This window comes from Brachybacterium sp. sponge (genome assembly GCF_001613775.1).
Taxonomy (GTDB): Bacteria; Actinomycetota; Actinomycetes; order Actinomycetales; family Dermabacteraceae; genus Brachybacterium; species Brachybacterium conglomeratum.
Window position 1 is genome coordinate 1,011,099 of the sequence record NZ_LRMP01000001.1, and the last position, 22,371, is coordinate 1,033,469.

17 protein-coding genes are annotated in these 22,371 nt (G+C 71.8%); 10 read left to right on the forward strand and 7 right to left on the reverse strand.

Features of this window, described 5'->3' with window-relative positions; all coding sequences use genetic code 11:
• Window positions 1–162: 162 nt before the first annotated feature.
• From araA to A4A78_RS04495, 4 genes are all read right to left on the reverse strand, one after another.
• Window positions 163–1,671, reverse strand: a complete 1,509-nt coding sequence (araA, locus tag A4A78_RS04480) for an L-arabinose isomerase (protein WP_062947180.1) — start codon at window positions 1,669–1,671, stop codon at window positions 163–165.
• A 92-nt stretch (window positions 1,672–1,763) separates the two neighbouring features.
• Window positions 1,764–2,483, reverse strand: a complete 720-nt coding sequence (locus tag A4A78_RS04485) for an L-ribulose-5-phosphate 4-epimerase (protein WP_062947181.1) — start codon at window positions 2,481–2,483, stop codon at window positions 1,764–1,766.
• An 88-nt stretch (window positions 2,484–2,571) separates the two neighbouring features.
• A complete protein-coding gene (locus A4A78_RS04490) occupies window positions 2,572–4,224 on the reverse strand; it encodes a xylulokinase (protein ID WP_062948042.1) in 1,653 nt (550 codons plus the stop codon).
• Between the two features lie 72 nt (window positions 4,225–4,296).
• Window positions 4,297–5,319: a LacI family DNA-binding transcriptional regulator gene (locus tag A4A78_RS04495; RefSeq protein WP_062947182.1), complete on the reverse strand. Its 1,023-nt coding sequence runs from the start codon at window positions 5,317–5,319 to the stop codon at window positions 4,297–4,299.
• 385 nt (window positions 5,320–5,704) lie between these two features.
• Here A4A78_RS04495 and chvE point away from each other — a divergent pair, with 385 nt between their 5' ends.
• The 7 genes from chvE (at window position 5,705) to A4A78_RS04530 (ending at window position 14,916) form a co-directional block, all read left to right on the forward strand.
• Entirely contained in the window at window positions 5,705–6,856 is a 1,152-nt protein-coding gene (chvE, locus tag A4A78_RS04500; RefSeq protein ID WP_062947183.1) for a multiple monosaccharide ABC transporter substrate-binding protein, read from the forward strand.
• 137 nt (window positions 6,857–6,993) lie between these two features.
• Complete coding sequence (mmsA, locus tag A4A78_RS04505; RefSeq protein WP_062947184.1) at window positions 6,994–8,538, forward strand: multiple monosaccharide ABC transporter ATP-binding protein; 1,545 nt, start codon at window positions 6,994–6,996, stop codon at window positions 8,536–8,538.
• Window positions 8,539–8,547: 9 nt separating this feature from the next.
• A complete protein-coding gene (gene mmsB, locus A4A78_RS04510) occupies window positions 8,548–9,729 on the forward strand; it encodes a multiple monosaccharide ABC transporter permease (RefSeq protein ID WP_062947185.1) in 1,182 nt (393 codons plus the stop codon).
• A gap of 345 nt (window positions 9,730–10,074) precedes the next feature.
• Entirely contained in the window at window positions 10,075–11,421 is a 1,347-nt protein-coding gene (locus A4A78_RS04515; RefSeq protein WP_062947186.1) for an extracellular solute-binding protein, read from the forward strand.
• Between the two features lie 118 nt (window positions 11,422–11,539).
• Entirely contained in the window at window positions 11,540–12,505 is a 966-nt protein-coding gene (locus tag A4A78_RS04520) for a carbohydrate ABC transporter permease (protein WP_062947187.1), read from the forward strand.
• An 82-nt stretch (window positions 12,506–12,587) separates the two neighbouring features.
• Window positions 12,588–13,511: a carbohydrate ABC transporter permease gene (locus A4A78_RS04525; RefSeq protein WP_082835180.1), complete on the forward strand. Its 924-nt coding sequence runs from the start codon at window positions 12,588–12,590 to the stop codon at window positions 13,509–13,511.
• A 121-nt stretch (window positions 13,512–13,632) separates the two neighbouring features.
• The gene (locus tag A4A78_RS04530; RefSeq protein ID WP_062947188.1) at window positions 13,633–14,916 is read left to right on the forward strand and encodes a hypothetical protein; all 1,284 of its coding nucleotides are present in this window, start codon (window positions 13,633–13,635) and stop codon (window positions 14,914–14,916) included.
• Window positions 14,917–14,991: 75 nt separating this feature from the next.
• Here A4A78_RS04530 and A4A78_RS04535 read toward each other — a convergent pair whose 3' ends face one another.
• From A4A78_RS04535 to A4A78_RS04545, 3 genes are all read right to left on the reverse strand, one after another.
• Window positions 14,992–15,486: a dihydrofolate reductase gene (locus A4A78_RS04535; protein WP_062948046.1), complete on the reverse strand. Its 495-nt coding sequence runs from the start codon at window positions 15,484–15,486 to the stop codon at window positions 14,992–14,994.
• A 131-nt stretch (window positions 15,487–15,617) separates the two neighbouring features.
• Window positions 15,618–16,421: a thymidylate synthase gene (locus A4A78_RS04540; protein ID WP_062947189.1), complete on the reverse strand. Its 804-nt coding sequence runs from the start codon at window positions 16,419–16,421 to the stop codon at window positions 15,618–15,620.
• Entirely contained in the window at window positions 16,418–17,500 is a 1,083-nt protein-coding gene (locus tag A4A78_RS04545) for a LacI family DNA-binding transcriptional regulator (RefSeq protein ID WP_062947190.1), read from the reverse strand. Before A4A78_RS04545 ends, A4A78_RS04540 begins: the two co-directional genes overlap by 4 nt.
• Window positions 17,501–17,923: 423 nt before the next feature.
• Between A4A78_RS04545 and A4A78_RS04550 the strand changes: the two genes are divergently transcribed.
• The 3 genes from A4A78_RS04550 (at window position 17,924) to A4A78_RS04560 (ending at window position 22,313) form a co-directional block, all read left to right on the forward strand.
• The gene (locus tag A4A78_RS04550) at window positions 17,924–19,441 is read left to right on the forward strand and encodes an alpha-N-arabinofuranosidase (protein ID WP_062947191.1); all 1,518 of its coding nucleotides are present in this window, start codon (window positions 17,924–17,926) and stop codon (window positions 19,439–19,441) included.
• A gap of 243 nt (window positions 19,442–19,684) precedes the next feature.
• Entirely contained in the window at window positions 19,685–21,307 is a 1,623-nt protein-coding gene (locus tag A4A78_RS04555; protein WP_082835182.1) for an alpha-N-arabinofuranosidase, read from the forward strand.
• The gene (locus tag A4A78_RS04560; protein WP_231880833.1) at window positions 21,294–22,313 is read left to right on the forward strand and encodes a dienelactone hydrolase family protein; all 1,020 of its coding nucleotides are present in this window, start codon (window positions 21,294–21,296) and stop codon (window positions 22,311–22,313) included. The genes A4A78_RS04555 and A4A78_RS04560 overlap by 14 nt, the downstream gene beginning before the upstream one ends.
• Window positions 22,314–22,371 lie beyond the last annotated feature (58 nt).

Here is a 22,371-nt window from a genome sequence, read left to right on the forward strand (position 1 = left end):
CGGACGGGGCGCGGGCCAGGCCGTGCGCGGCGCGGCCGGAGCGCGCCTCGGGCCGGCATGGCAGGAAATGTACCGCCAGGACCCATGTGGGACCCCGCTTGGGTCCTGGCGGCAGCAAAAGCTGTCGACCACCGGTCGATGGGGCCCGTCGGCCGCGCCCGCTCAGAACCCCTGGGCGAGGCGGTGGAAGACCTGGTTGGTGCGCAGCTCCTGGGCGAAGGAGCGCACGGTCGTGGACTCGTCGATGATCGCGAGCTCGATGTCCGCGATCGTGGCGAGGTCCTCCCACACCTCCAGGCCCACCGCCGTGGTCATCACGGTGTGGTGGGCGGCGCCGGCGGTCAGCCAGCACTCGGCGGAGGTGGCGAAGTCCGGGGCCGGCTCCCACACGGCGAAGGCGACCGGCAGCTTCGGCAGCTCCTCGTCGGGCTCGACCACCTCGACGACGTTCGCGACCAGGCGGAACCGCTCGCGCATGTCGGACAGCGCCACGACCACCGCGGGGCCCGCGTCGGCCATGAACTTCAGGCGCACCGGGTCCTCGCGGTCCCCGATCCCCAGCGGGTGGATCTCCAGGGAGGGCTTGCCGGTGGTGAGGGTGGGGGAGACCTCGAGCATGTGCGCGCCGAGGATCTTCTCGCTGCCCGGCGTCATGTCGTAGGTGTAGTCCTCCATCAGGGAGGCGCCGCCGGGCAGGCCGTAGCCCATCACCGCGGCCACCCGCACCAGGATCGCGGTCTTCCAGTCGCCCTCGGCGCCGAAGCCGTAGCCGTCGGCCATCAGGCGCTGGACGGCCAGGCCCGGCAGCTGACGCAGCCCGCCGAGGTCCTCGAAGTTCGTGGTGAACGCGCCGAAGCCGCCGTCCTCGAGGAAGCGGCGCAGGCCCAGCTCCTGCCGGGCGCCGTAGCGCAGCGACTCGTGGCGCTCGCCGCCGCGGCGCAGCTCGGGCACCACGTCGTAGAGCTCCTCGTACTCGGCGACGAGCTCGTCGACCGCGTTCTCCTCGATCCCGTCGACGACCTCGACGAGGTCGTCGACGCCCCAGGTGTTCACGGAGACGCCGAGTCGCAGCTCGGCCTCGGTCTTGTCGCCCTCGGTGACGGCGACGCCGCGCATGTTGTCGCCGAAGCGGGCGAGCTTCAGGGAGTGCATCTCGGCCCAGCCGGTCGCGGCGCGGGCCCAGCGGCCGATCTTGCCCTGCACCACCTCGTCCGAGGCATGGCCGACGACGGTCTTGCGGTCCACGCCGAGCCGCGTGGCGATGTACCCGAACTCGCGGTCGCCGTGCGCGGCCTGGTTGAGGTTCATGAAGTCCATGTCGATCGTGGACCAGGGCAGCTCCACGTTCGCCTGCGTGTGCAGGTGCAGCAGCGGCGTGGCCAGGGCGTCCAGGCCCTGGATCCACATCTTCGCGGGGGAGAAGGTGTGCATCCAGGTGATGACGCCGACGCAGGCCGGGTCCGCGTTCGCGGCCAGCGCGACCTCGCGGATCGCGTCGCGGTCGGTGAGCACGGGCTTCCACACGATCCGCACCGGGATGTCGGAGGCGGCGTCGAGGGTCTCGGCGATGGTGCGGGACTGGGCGGCGACCTGGTCGAGGGTCTCGGGCCCGTACAGCCCCTGGCTGCCGGTGAGGAACCAGATCTCGCGGGTCTCGAAGGGGTTGTGCATGGTGGGTCCTCGTCTCTGAGTGGGATCGGTGCGGCCGACGGGCCGGTGGGGCGGGTGCTGCAGGCGGCGGGCGGAGCGGCCGACGGGAGGCGTCAGCGCTGGCCGTAGACGTTCTGGTAGCGGTCGAAGAGGGAGTCGACGAGCGACTGATCGATGGGCAGCGGCTCGCCGAGCTGGCGGGAGACGTGCACGGTGCGTGCGACCTCCTCGCACATCACGGCGGCCTTCACCGCGGCGCGGGCGTCCTTGCCGATGGTGAAGGGGCCGTGGTTCTGCATGAGCACGGCGGGGGAGCGGGAGCCGCGCAGCGTCTCGACGATGCCGCGGCCGATGGAGTCGTCGCCGATCACGGCGAAGGGACCCACGGGGATGGGGCCGCCGAACTCGTCGGCCATCATCGTCAGCACGCAGGGGATCTCCTCCCCGCGCGCCGCCCATGCGGTCGCGTAGGTGGAGTGGGTGTGCACCACCCCGCCGACGTGGTCCATGTGCTCGTAGACGTAGGCGTGCGCGGCGGTGTCCGAGGAGGGGGAGAGCGCGTCGGGGGTGCCGTCGACGATCTTCGCGCCGTCGAGGGTGCACACCACCATCGTCTCGGGGGTCAGGTCGTCGTAGGAGACGCCGGAGGGCTTGATGACGAACAGGCCGGGGACTCCCTCCGGCAGGTCCGGGACGCGCTCGGAGACGTTCCCGGCGGTCCACACCACGAGCTGGTTGCGGGGCAGCTCGGCGTGCAGGGCGGCGACGCGCTCGCGCGTCGCGGCGACGGCGCGCTGGGCGGCGTCGGGCAGGTCGGTCAGGACCAGGGTCATGGGACTTCCTTCCGGTGCGGGGCTCACGAGATGTCAACGTTCACAAGCGGGCGGCCGACGGACTCCCGGTCGCCTCGTCGGCCTGGGATCAGCCGAGCAGGTCCCCGGCCTGGCGGGCGAGCGGCAGCCCGCCGCGGTAGGCGTCCAGCCAGGTCGTATGGCCCTCGCGGCCGGCGGCGTCGGGGGAGCGGGTGGTGATGTCCTGCCCGGCGAAGACGACCTCGTCGAGATAGGCGCTGAGGGACTGCGCGTCGGCCGCGGCGGTGCGGGCGGTGTGCGCGGCGAGCAGCGCCATGCCCCAGGCGCCGCCCTCGCCGGCCGACTCGCCGAGCGCGACCGGCACGCCGAGCGCGTCGGCGAGCACCTGCTGGGCGACGCCCCGGGTGCGGAAGATGCCGCCGTGGGCGTACATCACGTGCAGTCGCACGCCCTCGTCCTTCAGCAGCGCGTCCATCCCCACGGCGAGCGCCCCGAAGGCGCCGTAGAGCTGGGCGCGCATGAAGTTCTCGAGCGTGAAGCGGGCGGACTGCGCGCGCACCAGCAGCGGACGGCCCGAGGCGACGCCGGTCTGGTGCTCGCCGGAGACGTAGTTGTAGGTCAGCACCCCGCCGGCGTCGGCGTCCCCGTCCGCCCCCGCGGAGAACAGTGTCCCGTAGAGGTCCTCGGCGGACTGCGGCGCGCCGATGAGCTCCGCGAACTGGGAGAACAGGCCCAGCCAGGCGTCGAGGTCGGTGGTGCAGTTGTTGGTGTGGATCATGGCGACCGGGTGGCCCGACGGCGTGGTGACCAGGTCGATCTCCTCGCGCGGCCCGGACAGCGGGCCCTCGAGGACCACCATCGCGAAGGCGCTGGTGCCGGCCGAGACGTTGCCGGTGCGGGGCTCGACGGCCTGGGTGGCGACCATGCCGGTGCCGGCGTCGCCCTCGGGCGGGGCGGTGATGGCCCCGGGCTGCAGCGTCCCCGTCGGGTCCAGGAGGGCCGCGCCCTCCTCGGTGAGGCGCCCGGCGTCCTGCCCGGCGACGAGCACCTCGGGCAGCAGGTCCGGCAGCGACCAGGGCATCGCCGCGATCGGGTCGAGCGCGGAGGTGCGCTCGAGCAGCTCGGCGTCGAAGGCATCGCCGGAGGCGCCGATCGGGAACATGCCGCTCGCGTCGCCGACGCCGAGCAGCTTCTTCCCGGTGAGCTTCCAGTGCACGTAGCCGGCGAGGGTGGTGAGGAACTGGAGACGCTCCACGTGCTCCTCGCCCTGCTGTACGGCGTGCAGGAGGTGGGAGATGCTCCAGCGCAGCGGGATGTTCTGCGCGAGCGTCTCGCTGAGCAGCGCCGCGGCCTCGGTGGTGAAGGTGTTGCGCCAGGTGCGGAACTCGGCGAGCTGCTCGCCGTCCGCGTCGAAGGCGAGATAGCCGTGCATCATCGCGGAGATGCCGAGGCCGCCGAGGGTCGTGAGCTCCGTGCCGTGCTGCGCGCGCACCTCGCGGGCGAGGTCGGCGTAGCAGTCGCGGATCCCTGCCCACACCGCGTCCAGCGAGTAGGTCCAGATCTCGCCCACCAGCTCGTTCTCCCAGGCGTGGGAGCCGGCGGCGAGCACCGCGCCGGTGCCGTCGACCAGGGCGGCCTTGATGCGGGTGGAGCCCAGCTCGATCCCGAGGTGGGCGCCGCCGGCGGCGATCAGGGCCGCAGCGTCGTCCCCTCCGGGCGCGGGGGAGGGGGGTTGTGCAGGGGACACGTCGGCGTGCGTCATGAGGTCACTGAACCAGGTGCCCACCCGCTCTGTCAACGTTCACATCGGGGTGTCCGCCTCCGCGCGCGGCGCTCAGTGGGTCCGTTCGGGACGGGTCGAGCGGCGCACCACCAGGCGCGGCGAGAGCGGCGGCGGGGGAGGGCCGGGATCCTCCGGATCCTCCAGCAGCTCCAGCAGCCGGTGCAGCGCGAGCCGGCCCAGCTCCGCGAAGGGCTGGGAGACCGTGGTCAGCGAGGGGAGCAGGTACTCCGCGCCGACGGTGTCGTCGAAGCCCGCCACCGCGACGTCCACCGGCACGCGCGCGCCGTGCTCGTGCAGCGCGTGCAGCGCCCCGATCGCCATCATGTCGTTCGCCGCGAAGATCGCCTCCGGGACGCCGCCCGCGAGCAGGGCGCGCGTCAGCTCGTACCCGGACCTCGGCGTCCAGTCGCCGGGCGCGGTCGTCGTCCCCTCCAGGCCCAGCTCCGCGGTCGCCTCGCGGAAGCCGTCGAGGCGGGCGCGGGCGTCGTACCAGTCCGTCGGGCCGGCCAGGTGGGCGACCGAGCGCACGCCCGTGCGTGCGAGGTGCTCGACCACCGCATGCGAGCCGAGGCGCTGGTCCACGCCCACGACCTGGGTGGACGCGGTCGCAGGGGGCTGCGCGGAGACGGCGAGGACGGGGATCGTGGAGGCCGCCGCCGCGACCACCGGCTGCATACCCTCGTGCGCCGCGACCACGAGGATCCCGTCGACGCCCGAGCCGATCAGCTCGGCGCCCGGCGTCGCCCCCGCAGGGTCCCCGGGGCGGACCGTCGTCAGCAGCACCGAGTAGCCCGCCTCGCGGGCCGCGGTCTCGATCGCGGTGACCGTCTCGGAGGGGCCGAACAGCGAGGAGCCGTCGGTGAGCAGGCCGATCTGCGAGGAGCGCGTGGTCTTCAGGGCGCGGGCGGCGCGGTTCGGGGTGTAGCCGGTCTCGGCGATCGCCGCGAGCACCCGCTCCCGGGTCTCGGGGCGGACGATGCCGGGCTGGTTGAGCACGCGGGAGACCGTCTGATACGAGACCCCGGCGCGTCCTGCGACGTCGGCCATCGACGGGCGGCGCGTCGCTGGACTCATGGCGTCCTCCTCGCGAACGGTCGGTGGAGCGGCACTCTACAGGGCGATGACCTGCATGGATCGCCCGGTCCGGGGTCGGCGGGCAGTGGCGGCGGTTGCTCCCGGCAGGGTGCGGCGCGGGGCGCGATCGGCGGCGTTGCGACATCGTGACCCGCGGCGCGGCCGGTGTCGGTTGACACACGACTCGATGTGAACGTTATCATCCTGGCGACCGATGCCATGGACGGCATCGGACGAAACGGACGCGGGGCCGCTGTCGGCCCGACGTCCACGCCGACGAACGGCCGGTCCCCACGGCGAAGGTGCCCGAGGGAGCCGATGTGCCGCACGCGGTGTCCCGCTCCCGATGAGGGGAGCGGGCGGAGACTTCGACGAGGAGAGATCCATGCACAACCGCAGAAGCTTCATCCTGGGCGGCACCGCCGCCGCGGCAGCGCTCGGCCTCGCGGCCTGCGGCGGGACCGGCGCCGGCTCCGGCGGCCCCGACCCCGACGCCGCCCCCGAGGACCAGACCGTCGGCGTCGCCATGCCGACCCAGACCTACGAGCGCTGGGTCGCCGACGGGAACAACATCAAGAAGGGCCTGGAGGACAAGGGCTTCACCGTCGACATGCAGTACGCCGACGACGACATCCCCACCCAGCAGCAGCAGATCGACCAGATGATCAACTCCGGCGTCTCCGTGCTGCTGATCGCCTCGATCGACGGCGCCTCCCTCTCCTCTCAGCTCGACGCCGCCGAGGCCGCCGGGATCCCCGTGATCGCCTACGACCGCCTGCTCACCGACAACGAGAACGTCGACTTCTACGTCACCTTCGACAACTACAAGGTCGGCGTGAACCAGGCCAACGCGCTCCTGTTCGGCCTGGGAATGCTCGACGAGTCCTTCGAGCCCGCGGCCGATGCTCCCGAGGGCCCGCTGAACGTCGAGCTGTTCGCCGGCTCGCTGGACGACAACAACGCCCACCTGTTCTGGAAGGGCGCGATCGACACCCTGCAGCCCTACTTCGACGAGGGCACCCTGAAGGTCCTCTCGGGCCAGCTGGACATCGAGCAGGCCGCCACCCAGCGCTGGGAGCAGGAGACCGCGCAGAAGCGCATGGAGAACCTCCTGACCACCCACTACAACGGCGGCGAGGAGCTCGCCGGCGTGCTCGCCCCGGCCGATCCGCTCTCGCGCGGCATCATCAACGCCCTGCAGAACGCGGGCCTCGGCCCCACCATCGAGGAGGGTCTGCCGATCGTCACCGGCCAGGACGCCGAGATCGCCTCGATCAAGCTGATCGCCGACGGGGTCCAGTCCTCCACGATCTTCAAGGACACCCGCAACCTCGCCGAGCAGGCGATCGTCGCGGCGGAGTCGATCCTGAACGGCGAGGAGCCCGAGGCGAACGACACCGAGACCTACGACAACGGCGTGGTCGTCGTCCCCTCCTACCTGCTCGAGGTGCAGATGGTGCTGCAGAGCAACTACGAGGAGATCATGGTCGACTCCGGCTACTACACCGCGGAGCAGGTGGAGTCCGGCCAGCTCTGAGCGATCGGTCCGCCGACCTGCTGCCGAGGAACGAGGCGGCAGGAGGTGGATCCGGAGCAGCAGCTCAGCACCGAACCACCGGTGGGGTCCCGGCGCGCCGACGTGCCGTCGGGACCCCCTGCCCGAAGGAGGTCCCCGTGGCCGAGAACATCCTCGAGATGCGGTCCATCACCAAACGCTTCCCCGGCGTCGTCGCCCTGAAGGACGTGTCCCTGACCGTCGGCGAGGGGGAGATCCACGCGATCTGCGGCGAGAACGGCGCCGGCAAGTCCACGCTCATGAAGGTCCTCTCGGGCGTCGAGCCCGCCGGCACCTACGAGGGCGAGATCCACTACCGCGGCCGCCCCGTCAGCTTCGCGAGCATCAACGACTCCGAGGCCGAGGGGATCGTGATCATCCATCAGGAGCTCGCGCTCATCCCCCACCTCTCCATCGCGGAGAACATCTTCCTCGGCAACGAGCAGACCCGCGGACGGGTCATCAGCTGGCACGAGACGAACGCCCGCGCCGCCGAGCTGCTCGAGCGCGTGGGGCTGAAGGAGAAGCCCGTCACCCCCGTCGGCCAGCTGGGCGTGGGCAAGCAGCAACTGGTCGAGATCGCGAAGGCGCTCTCGAAGGACGTGAGCCTGCTGATCCTCGACGAGCCGACCGCCGCCCTGAACGACGACGACTCCGAGCACCTGCTCGGGCTCATCCGCGACCTGCGCGAGACGAGCGGTGTCACCAGCATCATCATCTCCCACAAGCTCGGGGAGATCGCCGCGATCGCCGACGCCACCACCGTCATCCGCGACGGCTCCACGATCGAGACGATCGACATGCGCGTGCCCGAGCAGGAGCGGGGCACGCTCGTCCCGCGGATCATCCGCGGCATGGTCGGGCGCGACATCGACAGCCTCTACCCCGAGCGGACGGCCGAGATCGGCGAGGAGATCCTGCGGATCGAGGACTGGCACGTCGGCCACCCCACCCAGCCCGGCCGCGACGTCGTCGACGGGGCGTCGCTGACCGTCCGCGCCGGCGAGGTCGTCGGCATCGCGGGGCTGATGGGCGCCGGCCGCACCGAGCTCGCCATGAGCGTGTTCGGCCGGTCCTACGGCCGCGACATCTCCGGCCGCGCCCTGATCCACGGCAAGGAGGTGCAGCTGCGCTCGGTCGCCGACGCGATCGACGCCGGCATCGCCTACGTCTCCGAGGACCGCAAGCGGTACGGGCTGAACCTGATCCAGGACATCCGCACCAACATCACCGCCGCGGCGCTGACGAAGATCCGCACGGGCGGCTGGCTGAACGGCAACGAGGAGATCGCGGTCGCCGAGCGCTACCGCTCCTCGCTGAACATCAAGACGCCGACGGTCATGGCGACCGTCGGCAAGCTCTCGGGCGGCAACCAGCAGAAGGTCGTGCTCAGCAAGTGGCTGTACACCGAGCCGGACCTGCTGATCCTCGACGAGCCCACCCGCGGCGTCGACGTCGGCGCCAAGTTCGAGATCTACACGATCATCAACGAGCTCGCCGAGGCGGGCAAGGCCATCATCGTCATCTCCTCGGAGCTTCCCGAGGTGATGGGGTTGGCCGATCGCATCTACACGCTGTCCGCGGGCCGGGTCACCGGCGAGGTCGCCGCCCAGGACGCCACCCAGGAGCGCCTCATGGAGCTCATGACCATGGAGAGGGAGTGAGCGCGGCTCATGGCCGGGACTTCTGACATCAAGGAGCTGCTCACGCGCAACCTGCGCACCAGCGGCATCTACATCGCGTTCGTGTTCATCATCCTGCTGTTCACGATCCTCACCGGCGGCCAGCTGCTCAGCCCCGGCAACCTCACGAACCTCGTCCTGCAGTACTCCTACATCCTGATCCTCGCCATCGGCATGGTGCTGATCATCGTGGGCGGGCACATCGACCTCTCCGTCGGCTCGGTGGTCGCGCTGACGGGCGCGGTCGCGGCCGTGGTGGTGATCGGCAACGGGCTGCCCTGGTGGCTGGGCGTGCTCGCCGCGCTCGGCACCGGCGTGCTGGTGGGCATCTGGCAGGGCTTCTGGGTCGCGTACGTGGGGATCCCCGCGTTCATCGTGACCCTGGCCGGCATGCTCATCTTCCGCGGCCTGACCATGCAGGTGCTCGGCAACGTGTCCCTCTCGCCGTTCCCGCGGGAGTACCAGTTCATCTCCGGCGGCTTCCTCAACGGGCTGCTGGGCGGCAACGGCTTCGACGCCTTCACCCTGTTCCTCGCCGCGGCGCTGGTGGTCGTCTTCGCGATCCAGGAGTACCGCGGCCGGCTCGCGAAGCTGAGGTACAAGCAGCAGGTCGAGGCGTTCCCGCTGTTCTGGGTGAAGATCGCCGCGGTCGCGATCGTGGTCATGGCCTTCGCCTGGCAGCTCGCGCACTCGCGCGGCCTGCCGGTGGTGCTGATCCTGCTGGCCGCGCTGGTGCTGGTCTACGGCTTCATCAGCCAGCGCACGATCGTCGGCCGACACATCTACGCCATGGGCGGCAACCTCCAGGCCGCGAAGCTCTCCGGCGTGAAGACCAAGCGCGTGAACATGTGGCTGTTCATCAACATGGGCCTGCTCTCCGCGGTCGCCGGCATCGTCTACTCGGCCCGCTCGAACTCGGCCCAGCCCGGCGCGGGCAACATGTTCGAGCTCGACGCGATCGCCGCGGCCTTCATCGGCGGCGCGGCCGTGACCGGCGGCATCGGCAAGGTGCACGGTGCGATCATCGGCGGCCTGATCATGGCGGTGATGTCCAACGGCATGCAGATCATGGGCATCGACCAGTCCACCCAGTCCGTGGTGCGCGGCGTGGTGCTGCTGATCGCGGTGGCCTTCGACGTCTGGAACAAGAAGCGCTCGCAGGCCGGCGCCTGAGCCGCAGCCGGCGAGAGCGCACCCGAGCCGCCGCGCATGCCCTCATCGGAGGGAGTGCGCGGCGGCTCTCGCTCGCGCGCGACCGCGGTCGCGGCCCGAGCCGAGGAATGCGTGATTCCGAGCCGGATCCGGCCCGGACGTGGCTCAGAACTGCACCATCTTCGACCCTGCCGCCCACCGGCCGCCACGGGGAGGTCGGGGCGACCAGCGGCGCAGCGGACTCGGTCGGACGGAGTGTTGACGCTCACGTTACAACGATGTAAATTCTGGAACAGCACACGAAGACCCGGGCCGGGAGCCCGCGGCAGAGCCGCCCGCCCCGCCCACCACGAAGAGGTGGCCCGCATGATGCATGGTTCTTCCCGCGCTCCCCGCGCCGGTGCCCGGACGGGCCCCGTGCTGGGCAGGCGCTCCCTGATGCAGGGCGCCGGGGCGCTCGCCGCACTCGGCGCTCTCGCCGGCTGCGCCGGCGCGTCGGCCCGACCCAGCGACGACATCGCCTTCTGGCACCTGCTCTCCGGCCCCGACGGGGTGACGATGGGCGAGCTGCTCGACGGCTACATGGCCACCGACGGCGCCGCGAAGGTCACTCAGACCGTCCTGGCCTGGGGCGCGCCGTACTACACGAAGCTCGCCATGGCCTCGGCCGGCGGCCGCGCCCCGGACCTCGCGGTCATGCACGCCGCCCGCGTTCCCGGCTACGCCCCCGGCGGACTGCTGGACGAATGGGACCTCGACCTGCTGGGCGAGTTCGGGATCCGGCAGGAGGACTTCCCGGAGCTGATCTGGGACAAGATGGTCGTCGACGACAAGCTCACCGCGATCGCGCTGGACTCCCACCCCTTCGTCCTCTACTACAACACCGAGATCGCCGAGGCCGCCGGCGTGCTCGGCAGCGACGGACTGCTGCTGCCCACGGATACCCCGGAGGACTTCCGTGCCCTCGCCCTGGAGCTCGGCGGTAAGGCGCCCAGCGGCTTCGGCCTCAGCTGGGGCTATCTCGGCGACGGCTCGAACCAGTGGCGCATGTTCTCCACCTACTACTCCCAGCTCGGCGGCACGATCGAGCTGCCCGAGGGCGGGACGATGCAGTACCAGGAGGAGCTCGTCGTCCAGGCGATCGAGTGGATCCTCTCGCTCATCGACGGGGAGGTCGGCAACGGCGGCCACGACGGCGGCACCGCCATCTCCGAGTTCGCCACCGGCGGCTCCGGAGCCTTCTACGGCGGTGTGTGGGAGACCGGCAGCTACAAGAACGAGGGCCTGCCCTTCGACATGACGATGATCCCCGGCGTCTTCGGCGAGCCGGTCGCCTACGCCGACTCCCACTCCTTCGTCCTGCCTCACCAGATGAGCCCCGACGAGGAGCGCCGACGCACCGTCCACGCCGTGGTCGCGCACCTGCTGAAGAACTCGATCGACTGGGCGGCGGCCGGCCACATCCCCGCCTACTCCCCGGTGGTCGAGGACCCGGCCTACGGCGAGCTGGTCCCGCAGTCGCACTACGCCGACGCCGTGGACCACCTGGTCTACGACCCGCCGGCCTGGTTCACCGGCTCCGGCAGCGACTTCCACACCTACTTCGGCAACGACATGCAGAACGTCTGGGCCCGGCGCACCGACCCGCTCGACGGGTGGAACGCCTTCGTCGCCCGGATCGACGCGCTGCTGCAGAAGCCCAGCCCGATGTGAGCGCGGAGCCCCTCATGCCCGACACGCCCGCCGCCCCCGCCGTCGTCCGCGCGCTCCGCGCCCCGATCCGTCGGCCCCGCCCGTCCCTGCCCCGTCCGCCCGTCGAAGGAGACGTTCGATGACCACCGCAGACGGCCTCGTCGCCCCGCCGGGGAAGACCGCCGCCCCCTCTCCCGCGCTCACCCCGGCGCTGAGCCCCGCCCGTCGGCGCCGACGCCGCAGCGACAACCTCCGCGGCTGGCTCTACCTCGCCCCGTTCCTGCTCGCCTTCGGCCTGTTCCTCATCTGGCCGACGGTCTACGGGCTGTGGATGAGCTTCACCGGCACCTCGCTGGCCGGCACGAACACCCAGTTCGTGGGGCTCGCGAACTGGAAGGAGGCGCTCGGCGACCCGCAGGTGTGGACGTCGCTGGGCAACACGGTGTGGTTCACCGTGCTCTCCACGATCCCGCTGGTGCTGGTGGCGATGCTGCTGGCGGTGCTGGTGAACATCGGCCTGCCGGGGCAGTGGTTCTGGCGGCTGAGCTTCTTCATGCCCTTCCTGCTCGCCTCCACCGTCGTCTCCCAGTTCTGGAACTGGATGTACAACCCGCAGCTGGGGCTCGTGAACACGGTCCTGGGATGGTTCGGGATCGCGGGGCCTGCCTGGCTGCAGGACCCGAACACCGCGATGATCTCCGTGGTCATCACCACCGTGTGGTGGACCGTCGGCTTCAACTTCCTGCTCTACCTCGCAGCGCTGCAGAACATCCCCGACCAGCTCTACGAGGCCGCCTCCCTCGACGGCGCCGGCGCCTGGCAGAAATTCCGCTCGATCACCCTGCCGCAGCTCGCGCCGACGACGGTGCTGGTGCTCGTGCTGCAGATGCTCGCCTCGCTGAAGGTCTTCGACCAGATCTACCAGATGACCGGCGGCGGCCCCGGGGGCTCCACCCGCCCGGTGCTGCTGTACATCTACGAGGTCGGCTTCACCGGGTACCGCCTGGGCTACGCCTCGGCGATCTCGTACATCTTCTTCTTCCTGATCATCATCGTCTCGATCGCCTACATGGTGATCTCCTCCCGACGGAGCGTGAAGGCATGACCCCGACCCCGACCGCCCGCCCGGCACAGGCCGCGCTCCCGGCCCCCGCCCCGGTCCCCTCCACGTCGAAGGAGTCCCGCTCATGAGCGCCGCGAACCCCGTCGCCGCCCCCGCCGTGCCCGTGCGCGCCCGGGCCGCCGCGAAGGCCCAGCCCGTGACCGTCGCCCGCCGACGTCGACGCGGCCCCGCTCCCGCCCGGATCCTCGCCTTCGTGATCCTCGCCGTGTTCGCCCTCGCCTGGCTCACCCCCGTGCTGTGGGCGGCGCTGACCTCCTTCAAGACGGAGGCGGAGGCCGCGGCGATGCCGGTGACGATCGTGCCGGAGAACGGCTTCACCCTCGAGGCCTATCTGAACGTGCTGCGCGAGGGGCTCGTGCCCCGCTGGGCGTGGAACAGCCTGATCACCTCGGCGGCGGTCACCCTGATCACCGTCGCGATCTCGGCCCTGGCCGGCTACGCCCTCTCCCGCCTGCGCTTCGCGGGGCGGCAGATGGTGGTGATGCTGATCGTCGCCTCGATCATGATCCCCGGCCAGATCCTCATCGTGCCGCTGTTCCAGCTGATGCTCTCGCTGAACCTGGTGGACACCTACTGGGGGATCATCCTGCCGCAGGTGGTCGCAGCCCCGATGGTCTTCATCCTGAAGAAGTTCTTCGACCAGATCCCCTTCGAGCTGGAGGAGGCCGCGCTGATGGACGGCGCGAGCCGGCTGCGGATCTTCTGGTCGATCGTGCTGCCGCTGTCCCGCCCGATCCTCGGCGCGGTCGCGATCTTCGTGTTCATCGGCGCGTGGAACAACTTCCTGTGGCCCTTCATCGTCGTCAACGACTCGAACCTGATGACGCTGCCGACGGGCCTGCAGACCGTGATCAGCGCCTACGGCATCCAGTACGCGCAGAACATGGCCCAGGCGATGCTCGCCGCGCTGCCGCTGATCGTGGTGTTCATGTTCTTCCAGCGCCAGATCATCAAGGGCATCGCCACCACCGGCATCGCCGGCACCTGAGCGGCGGTGTCCAGCGGGGAGGCCGCTTAGGTCACATGGGTTTGCCTCCCCGCGCTCACCTGGCCTGGGATGGAGGGACGGTCGCCGGCACGCGGCGGCCCCGTCCCGCAGGAGGCAGCCCATGACGACTCTCGAGCACTCGATCGTGATGGGCGGGAGCATGGCCGGCCTGCTCGCCGCCGCGGCCCTCGCCCCGCACAGCGCCCGCGTCACGATCGTCGACCGCGATCCGCTGCCGGTCGACGGGCCCGACGCCCTCGCCCCGCGCCGCGGCGTGCCCCAGGGCGGGACCGTCCATCGCCTGCTCGCCCTCGGCGAGGCGCGGATGGAGGAGCTCCTGCCGGGCCTGCGCGAGGAGCTCCTCGTCGCCGGCTCCGTCCCGCGCGCCGCTCCCGAGGCGGACCCCGTGCTCGACGAGACGACCCCGAGCGAGGGCGCCCCCGCCGCGGCCGACGGCCCGCTCGGGGCCGACGGGCATGACGCCCCGGGCATCGACGAGCCCGGCACCCTGTGGCTCACCCGCCCCGTCCTCGAGGGCGTGGTGCGCCGCCGTGTGCTCTCCCTGCCCGGCGTCGAGGCGGTCCAGGGCGCCGTCGGCGGACTCCTGACCCGCGACGACAAGCGCACTGTGACCGGCGTGCAGCTCCGCGGCGGGGACGCCGGCGAGCTGCACGGCGACCTCGTCGTCGATGCGACCGGGCGCAGCAGCCGCGCCGCCACCTGGGTCGAGGGCCTCGGGTTCGAGCGCCCGCGCACCCTCGGCACCCGCGTCCACGTCGCCTACACTTCGCAGCGCCTGCGACTGCGCGAGGGCGCCCTGCCTGAGGGCACCGAGTCGCTCGGGCTGCCGGCGAGCGGGCGCAACCCCTTCACGGTCGATCTCGAGCCGTGCGGGGGCGGGGAGCACGTCCTCTCCGTCGCCGGCACTGCCCGCCACCAGCCGCCCGCCGACCTCGAGGGCCTGCTGGACATGGTCGCGCTGCTGCCCGAGCGGGACACGGCCGACGCCCTGGACAGCGCCCTCGAGGGCGCGGAGCCGGTGGGGGAGCCGTCCGTGGCCAAGGCCGCGGGCGCCCATCGCCAGCTCTGGGAGGAGACGACCGACGGGCCCGAGGGGCTGATCCACGTCGGCGACTCCGCCGCGATGTTCACCCCGCTGTACGGCCAGGGGATGACCATGGCCGCGGTCGGCGCGGTCGCGCTGCGGGACACGCTCGCAGGCGACGGGGCCGACGGTCTCGCCGCCCGTTTCCCCCGCGCGCTCGGCGCGCTGCTGGACCGCGCCTGGGAGATCACCACCTCGCGCGATGCGCAGATCCCCGGCGCCGAGATGCTGGTCGACGGCGCGGTGGTCGAGGCGTTGCCGGCGCCGGGATCGCTCATCGGCGCCGCCTTGGGCGAGTAGTCGGCGGCCGAGGAGACGGTCCCGGCGCTGCGCCGTGACGCGCCGCGATCGTGTCCCTCACCGACCAGGCGCGGCTCAGCGCGAGTAGGTGAGGATCCGGTAGCGCAGCCCGTTCGCGGCCTCGTGCCAGCCCTCGGCAGGATCGGCAGCGGTGACCGTGAAGTCCGCGGGGATCTCGGGGGCGAGGGTGTCCCCGTCGACCTCGAGGTCGATCTCGGTGACGACCAGCCGTTCGGCGACCTCGATCGCGTCGGCGTAGATCGAACCACCTCCGATCACCCAGGTGGTGCCGTCCTCGCCCGACTCGGTCGCGGCGAGCTCGAGTGCCTCCGGCAGCGAGCGGGCGCGCACCGCGCCGGGCAGCTCGAGGGTGTCGTCGCGGGTGATGACGATGTTCGTCCGCCCCGGCAGGGGGCGGAAGCGCGGCGGGAAGGATTCCCAGGTGCGCCGGCCCATCACGACCGGGGAGCCGGAGGTGGTGCGCTTGAAGTGCTTCAGGTCCTCGGGCAGGTGCCAGGGCATGGTGCCGCCCGCGCCGATCGCTCCGCCGCGCGCCTGTGCCCAGATCATGCCGATCCGTGGCGCGGCCGCATCGTCGGCCGCGCCCGTTCCGCGCACGCCGTCGGCCGCGCTCGACGCGCGCGCCTCGGCCGGCCCGGCGCCGGGATCCGCGCCCGTGCTGCTCGTCCCGTCGGCCGCACTCATACCGCCACCGGTGCCTTGATGCCCGGGTGGTGCTGATAGCCGACGATCTCGATGTCCTCGGGCTCGTACTCGAGGATCGAGTCGGGCCGGCGGTTCAGGCGCAGCTCGGGGTAGGGGTACGGGTCGCGGGAGAGCTGCCGCTCCACCTGCTCGACGTGGTTGTCGTAGATGTGGCAGTCCCCGCCGGTCCACACGAAGTCGCCCACCTCGAGACCGGTCTGCTGGGCGACCATGTGCGTGAGCAGCGCGTAGCTGGCGATGTTGAAGGGCACGCCGAGGAACAGGTCTGCGCTGCGCTGGTACAGCTGGCAGGAGAGCTTCCCGTCGTGCACCTCGAACTGGAACAGGGCGTGGCACGGCGCGAGCGCCATCTGCGGGATGTCCGCCGGGTTCCAGGCCGAGACGATCAGGCGCCGCGAGTCGGGGTTCGTGCGGATCTGCTCGACCACGTCGGTGATCTGATCGATCACGCCGCCGTCGGGGGTGGGCCAGGAGCGCCACTGCGCCCCGTAGACCGGGCCGAGGTCGCCGTTCTCGTCGGCCCACTCGTCCCAGATCGTCACGTCGTGCTCGTGGAGGTAGCCGATGTTCGTGTCCCCGCGCAGGAACCACAGCAGCTCCACGATGATCGAGCGGGTGTGCACGCGCTTGGTCGTGAGCAGCGGGAACCCCTCGGAGAGGTCGTAGCGGATCTGCTTGCCGAAGAGGCTGCGGGTGCCGGTGCCGGTGCGGTCGCCCTTGGCGTGGCCGGTCTCCAGGACCTCGCGCAGCAGGTCCTCGTAGGGGGTCGGGATCGTCACCGGGGGAGCTCCTCGTTCTCGGGGCGGGCAGTGGACTCGCGCACGACCAGCGAGTACGGCGTGTCGATCGTGCGGGGCGGGCCGTCGTAGCCCTGGATCCGCTCGGCGAGCAGATCCAGCGCGGTCGCGGCGAGCGTGTGCTTGTCGGGCGCGATGGTGGACAGCGACGGGATGGTGAAGGGGCTGTCGGGGGTGTCGTCGTAGCCGATCACGGCGACGTCCTCGGGCACGCGCCGGCCCAGGCGGCGCAGCATGGCGAGCGCGCCGGTCGCGAGGTCGTCGTTGCCGCACACGATCCCGTCGACCTCCGGATGGCGAGCGAGCAGCTCGCGCGCCCCGCCGAAGCCGTCCTCGCGCCGCCAGTCGTCCACGACCTGGATCCGGGCGGGCTCGCCGCCGAGGCCGTGCGCGTCCAGCGCCGCGAGGAAGCCGTCGCGCCGCATCGTCCCGGAGGAATGGGGCTGCTTGCCCTGGGCGGTGTCGATCGCGCCGATGAACGCCAGGCGCCGACGGCCCTGCGCGATCAGGTGCGAGGTCGCCTCGTACGCGGCGCCGACGTTGTCGATGCGCACGTAGTCGCTGCCCTGCGGGAGCGTCTCGGGCAGGTGCTCGCCGATGAACACGGTGGGCTGGCTGGTGCGCTCCATCCGCGCGAACAGCTCCTCCTCGAGCATCAGCGGGTTGAAGATGACCCCGTCGCCGAGCACGCGCTTGAACCCCTCGAGCACGGTCCGCTCCGCCTCGCGCCCGCCGGAGGTCGAGTGCAGCAGGATCGTCTGCCCGCGCTCCTGCGCCACCTCGATGAACTGCTGGGCGAGGTTCGAGAAGTAGGAGAAGTCCAGCGAGGGGACGGCGAGGGTGATCATGCCGCTCGCCCCGGTGCGCAGCTGCTGCGCCGCGACCTGTGGACGGTAGCCCACCTGCAGGATCGCCTCGCGCACCTTCTCGCGGGTGGAGTCCTTCACGTGGGGGTAGTCGTTGACCACGTTGGAGACGGTCTTGATCGAGACGCCGGCGAGCTCGGCGACGTCGCGCAGCGACGGCGGACGTCGGCGGCGGGTCGCGGGGCTCGAGGGCATGAGGTCGATTCTCGCACCGTCCTGCGCGGGCGGTGTGCGGTTGGTGCGGACGTCACTGTGGAGGCTCTGAGTTCACTGGCGGTTTACGCGGAGCCTCGGCCGTATAACGCGAGGGTCCCGGTATTCCGCCAGTGAACGCACCGGGCCGACGGCCGCGGTGGGGGTGGGATGGCGGAAGGGGGCGACGGCGGAGTGGGGGGTGGGCGGCGCGGTGTGCCGGCGGGTCGAGGCCGCGGGGTGTGTCGGCGGGATGCCGTTGACGGGGAGTCGCGCCTGTGGAAGCATGTTTGCAACGTTGTAGAAACGGTCGTCGCGCCGGGCGCAGCTGCCCGGTGGCACGACCTCGCCGCTCCCTCGCTCCGCCGTCGATCGCCGCTCCGGCGCCGCATCGCCGGCCCGCCCACTCCAAGGATGCCGACACCGATGTCTTCGCCCGTCACCCTCACCCTGCACCCGTCCTTCCAGGTCGCGCCCGTGCGCCGCCGCACCTTCGGCGCCTTCGTCGAGCACCTCGGCCGCTGCGTCTACACCGGCATCTTCGAGCCGGATCATCCGTCGGCCGACGAGGACGGCTTCCGCACCGACGTGCTCGCCCTGACCCGCGAGCTCGGCGTGAGCTCCGTGCGCTATCCGGGCGGCAACTTCGTCTCCGGCTACCGCTGGGAGGACGGCGTGGGCCCCGTCGAGGAGCGCCCCGCCCGCCACGACCTCGCCTGGCACTCCACCGAGCCCAACACCGTCGGGCTCGACGAGTTCATGACCTGGGCGAGCAAGGCCGAGGTCGAGCCGATGTACGCGGTGAACCTCGGCACCCGCGGGATCGAGGAGGCGCTCGACGTGCTCCAGTACGCGAACGCCCCCCGCGGCATCGCATACTCGGACCAGCGCGCCGAGAACGGCCACGCCGAGCCCTACGGCATCCGCATGTGGTGCCTCGGCAACGAGATGGACGGCCCCTGGCAGGCCGGGCACAAGACCGCCGAGGAGTACGCGCGGATCGCGACCGAGGCCGCCCGCCTCATGCGCCAGGAGGACCCTGAGCTCGAGCTGATCGCCTGCGGCTCCTCCAGCTCGCAGATGGAGACCTTCGCGGCCTGGGAGAACACCGTCCTCACCGAGTCCTACGACCTGGTCGACATGATCTCCGCCCACGCCTACTACTCGGAGAAGGACGGCGACCAGGCCTCCTTCCTCGCCTCGGCCGACGACATGGACCACTTCATCGACTCCGTCGTCGCGACCGCCGACCATGTGCGCGCCAAGCTCAAGCGCGACAAGCGCATCATGATCAGCTTCGACGAGTGGAACATCTGGTACCAGCACCGCGCCGAGTCCCGTCCGCCCAGCGGCGATGACTGGCCGGTCGCACCGGTGCTGCTCGAGGACACTTACAGCGCGATGGACGCCGTCGTCTTCGGGAACCTGCTGATCTCCCTGCTGCGCCACAGCGACCGCGTCGCCTCCGCCTCCCTCGCCCAGCTCGTCAACGTCATCGCCCCGATCATGACCGCACCCGGCGGGGAGGCCTGGAAGCAGACCACCTTCCACCCCTTCGCCCTCACCTCCCGCCACGCCGCCGGGCAGGTGCTCGACGTGCGCGTGACCGCCCCGAGCTTCGCCAACACCCGCTTCGGCGAGAGCTCCGCGGCCGACGCGGTCGCGACCTGGGACGAGGAGTCCGGGGCGCTGACCCTGTTCGTCGTGAACCGCGGACCCGAGGGCGAGCAGGCTCTGGACGCGAACCTCGCCGGCTTCGGCGATCTCGAGCTGGTCGAGGCCGTCACCCTCCACCACGAGGACCCCTACGCCGCGAACACCCAGGACGCGCCCGAGACCGTCGTGCCCGCACCGAACGACTCGGTCGCCCTCGACGGAGGCCGACTCGTCGGCGCGCTGCCCGCGATCTCCTGGTCGATGATCCGTCTGGCCCGCCGGGCCTGACCCCTGACACGGTCCGGCCGGGTGGAGCGACCCCGGCCGGGCCCCCACCCACCCGTCCGCCGCCACCTACCCGTCTGCCGCCGTTCTCCCGTAAGCCACAGCCCGCCGTCCGCGCCCCGCGTCTGCAGATGTGGGCTTCCAGCGGCACGCTGAGCCGCTGAGCTCCGCGGCGTGCCGCTGGAGTCCCCTTTCTGCAGACGTTCCGCGCCGTCGCCCCCGCCCTACCTCCCCGAGGAGCCCTCGATGACCGCCCGCACCCTGACCACCGGACTCGTCGGCGCCCTCGCCCCGACCTCGACCGGCACCCGCCCGCTCGCCCCGCGGACCGGAGCGACCGACGGGCCCGCCCGCGTCGTGATCGACCTGGACCTGCCCGGTGCCACGATCTCCCGCCACCTCTACGGCCACTTCGCCGAGCACCTGGGGCGCTGCATCTACGGCGGCTTCTTCGTGGGCGAGGACTCCGAGATCCCGAACGTCCGCGGGATCCGCACCGACGTGGTCGAGGCGCTGCGCGCCCTGCGGATCCCGAACCTGCGCTGGCCCGGCGGCTGCTTCGCCGACGACTACCACTGGCGCGACGGCATCGGCCCGCGCGAGGACCGTCCCCGCATGGTCAACTCCCACTGGGGCGACATCGTCGAGGACAACTCCTTCGGCACCCACGAGTTCATGGACCTCGTCGAGCTGCTCGGCACCGAGGCGTACGTCAACGGCAACGTCGGCTCCGGGACCGTGCGGGAGATGAGCGACTGGATCGAGTACCTCACCCGCGCCGACGACTCCCCGATGGCGGCGCTGCGGCGCGAGAACGGCCGCGACGAGCCGTGGAACGTGCCGTTCCTCGGCATCGGCAACGAGGCCTGGGGCTGCGGCGGGCACATGCGCGCCGAGGACTACGCCGCGCTGGCTCGCCAGTACGCCACCTATGTGCGCGACCACGGCGACAACCAGGTCACCCGCATCGCCGCCGGCGCCAACGTGGACGACTACGCCTGGACCGAGGCGCTGATGCGCGCGATCGACGGCCTCGAGGGCCGTGACGGCCGGCCCGGTCCCTTCCAGGCGATCTCCCTGCACTACTACACGATGTCCGGGCCCTGGGAGGACAAGGGCAGCGCCACCGAGTTCGGCGAGGAGGAGTGGTACCGCACCCTCTCCCGCGCCGTCCGCGCCGAGGAGCTCGTGGCCCGCCACGCCACCGTCATGGACCGCCACGACCCGCACAAGAAGGTCGGGTTGGTGTTCGACGAGTGGGGCACCTGGTGGAACGTCGAGCCCGGCACGAACCCCGGCTTCCTGTACCAGCAGAACACCGTGCGCGACGCGCTCGTGGCGAGCCTCCACTTCGACGGCTTCCACCGCCACGCGGACCGGCTGCTCATGGCCAACATCGCCCAGACCGTGAACGTGCTGCAGGCGATGATCCTCACCGACCCGGACTCCGGCGCGCTCGTGCTCACCCCGACCTACCACGTCTTCGCCATGAGCGCTGGGCACCAGGACGCCGCCGCGCTCGACGCCCACCTGCTGCTGCCCGAGGAGGTCGCCGAGGTCGACGGCCGCCCGCTGCCGCTACTCTCCGCCTCCGCCTCGCTGCGGGCCGATGAGGGCACGGCGCTGGTGTCCCTGTCGAACCTCTCGGCCGACGAGCCCCGCACCCTGGTCCTCGACCTGCGCGGCCGCTCGGTGACCGGCCACGAGGCGACCGTGCTGACCGGCGCCACGACCGCCGCCCACAACACCCCCGAGCAGCCCGACGCCGTCGCCCCGGCGCCGCTGACCGACGTGCGCGAGCACGAACGGGGCCTCGAGGTGACCCTGCCGCCGCACTCCTTCGCAACGGTGCGGCTTGACCTCGCCTGACCGCGGCGCCGACCAGCCCCGGCAGGGCGCGAGAGTGGAGAGGCCCGGTGCGTCGGCCGGTGGTGCGGAGGAGCGCCGCGAGCACCTCCGCACCCTGCTGGGCCTCGACCCCACCACGACGGAGGGACGCCTCGCCGCCGTGCCGCCGGCCCCGTCGGACGGTGGCCCGGTCGAGGTGCAGCTGCTCGCCCCGTGCGGGGAGCCAGGAGCCGCGCCGGATGCCGACCCCGACGTGATCCCGGCGTTCCTGCTGCGCCCCGACCCGGCCGTCGACACCCGCGCCGGCGTCGTCCTGATCGCCGGGCACGGCCGCGGCATCGACGACCTCGTCATCACCGACCCGGCCGACGAGTACCACGACGCCCTCGCCCACAAGCTCGCCCGCGCCGGGCTGACGGTGCTGTGCCCGGAGATGATCAGCTTCGGCCGACGCCGCGTCCCGCCCCCGCCGGGCGGCGCCCCCTGGGCGCCCGAGGAGAAGACCTGCGAGATAGACGCCGCCCGTCATCTGCTGCGTGGCCAGCCGGTCATGGGCCGCCGCGTCGCCGACGCCCGCGCCGCCGTCCAGGCGCTGCGCGCCCTGCCGGGCGTGGACCCAGAGCGGGTCGCCGTCGCCGGCGGCTCCGGCGGAGGAGCGGTGGCGCTGATGCTGGCCGCGGCCGACGAGACGATCTCCGCGGCGCTCGTCGCGACCTACTTCTGCACCTTCGACGCGAGCATCGCCTCCATCCGGCACTGCCCCTGCAACATCGTCCCCGGTCTGCTGCCCGAGCTCGAGATGGCGGACATCGCCGCGCTGATCGCCCCGCGCCCGCTGGTGATCGAGGCGGGGGAGCGCGACCACATCTTCCCCATCGCCGCGACCCTCGAGGCCTTCGCGCAGCTGCGCCCGGTGTGGGAGGCGCACGGTGCCGTCCCGCCCGAGCTCGTGGTCACCCCGGGAGGTCACGCGTTCCGCGCCGAGCGCTCCCTCGAGGCGCTCCTCGAGCGCCTCGCCGCCGCCTGACCGGGCGCGACATCCTTTATCAACCGGAGGGTTGACGAAAGCCTCGGAGAGGCGTAGC

Coding starts and splice junctions, on each gene's coding strand:
- A4A78_RS04530 (WP_062947188.1), top strand. CDS start 13,633: ATGACGACTCTCGAGCACTCGATCGTGATGGGCGGGAGCATGGCCGGC.
- A4A78_RS04550 (WP_062947191.1), top strand. CDS start 17,924: ATGTCTTCGCCCGTCACCCTCACCCTGCACCCGTCCTTCCAGGTCGCG.
- chvE (WP_062947183.1), top strand. CDS start 5,705: ATGCACAACCGCAGAAGCTTCATCCTGGGCGGCACCGCCGCCGCGGCA.
- A4A78_RS04555 (WP_082835182.1), top strand. CDS start 19,685: ATGACCGCCCGCACCCTGACCACCGGACTCGTCGGCGCCCTCGCCCCG.
- A4A78_RS04525 (WP_082835180.1), top strand. CDS start 12,588: ATGAGCGCCGCGAACCCCGTCGCCGCCCCCGCCGTGCCCGTGCGCGCC.
- A4A78_RS04545 (WP_062947190.1), bottom strand. CDS start 17,500: ATGCCCTCGAGCCCCGCGACCCGCCGCCGACGTCCGCCGTCGCTGCGC.
- araA (WP_062947180.1), bottom strand. CDS start 1,671: ATGCACAACCCCTTCGAGACCCGCGAGATCTGGTTCCTCACCGGCAGC.
- mmsB (WP_062947185.1), top strand. CDS start 8,548: ATGGCCGGGACTTCTGACATCAAGGAGCTGCTCACGCGCAACCTGCGC.
- A4A78_RS04495 (WP_062947182.1), bottom strand. CDS start 5,319: ATGAGTCCAGCGACGCGCCGCCCGTCGATGGCCGACGTCGCAGGACGC.
- A4A78_RS04515 (WP_062947186.1), top strand. CDS start 10,075: ATGATGCATGGTTCTTCCCGCGCTCCCCGCGCCGGTGCCCGGACGGGC.
- A4A78_RS04485 (WP_062947181.1), bottom strand. CDS start 2,483: ATGACCCTGGTCCTGACCGACCTGCCCGACGCCGCCCAGCGCGCCGTC.
- A4A78_RS04490 (WP_062948042.1), bottom strand. CDS start 4,224: ATGACGCACGCCGACGTGTCCCCTGCACAACCCCCCTCCCCCGCGCCC.
- A4A78_RS04520 (WP_062947187.1), top strand. CDS start 11,540: ATGACCACCGCAGACGGCCTCGTCGCCCCGCCGGGGAAGACCGCCGCC.
- A4A78_RS04535 (WP_062948046.1), bottom strand. CDS start 15,486: ATGATCTGGGCACAGGCGCGCGGCGGAGCGATCGGCGCGGGCGGCACC.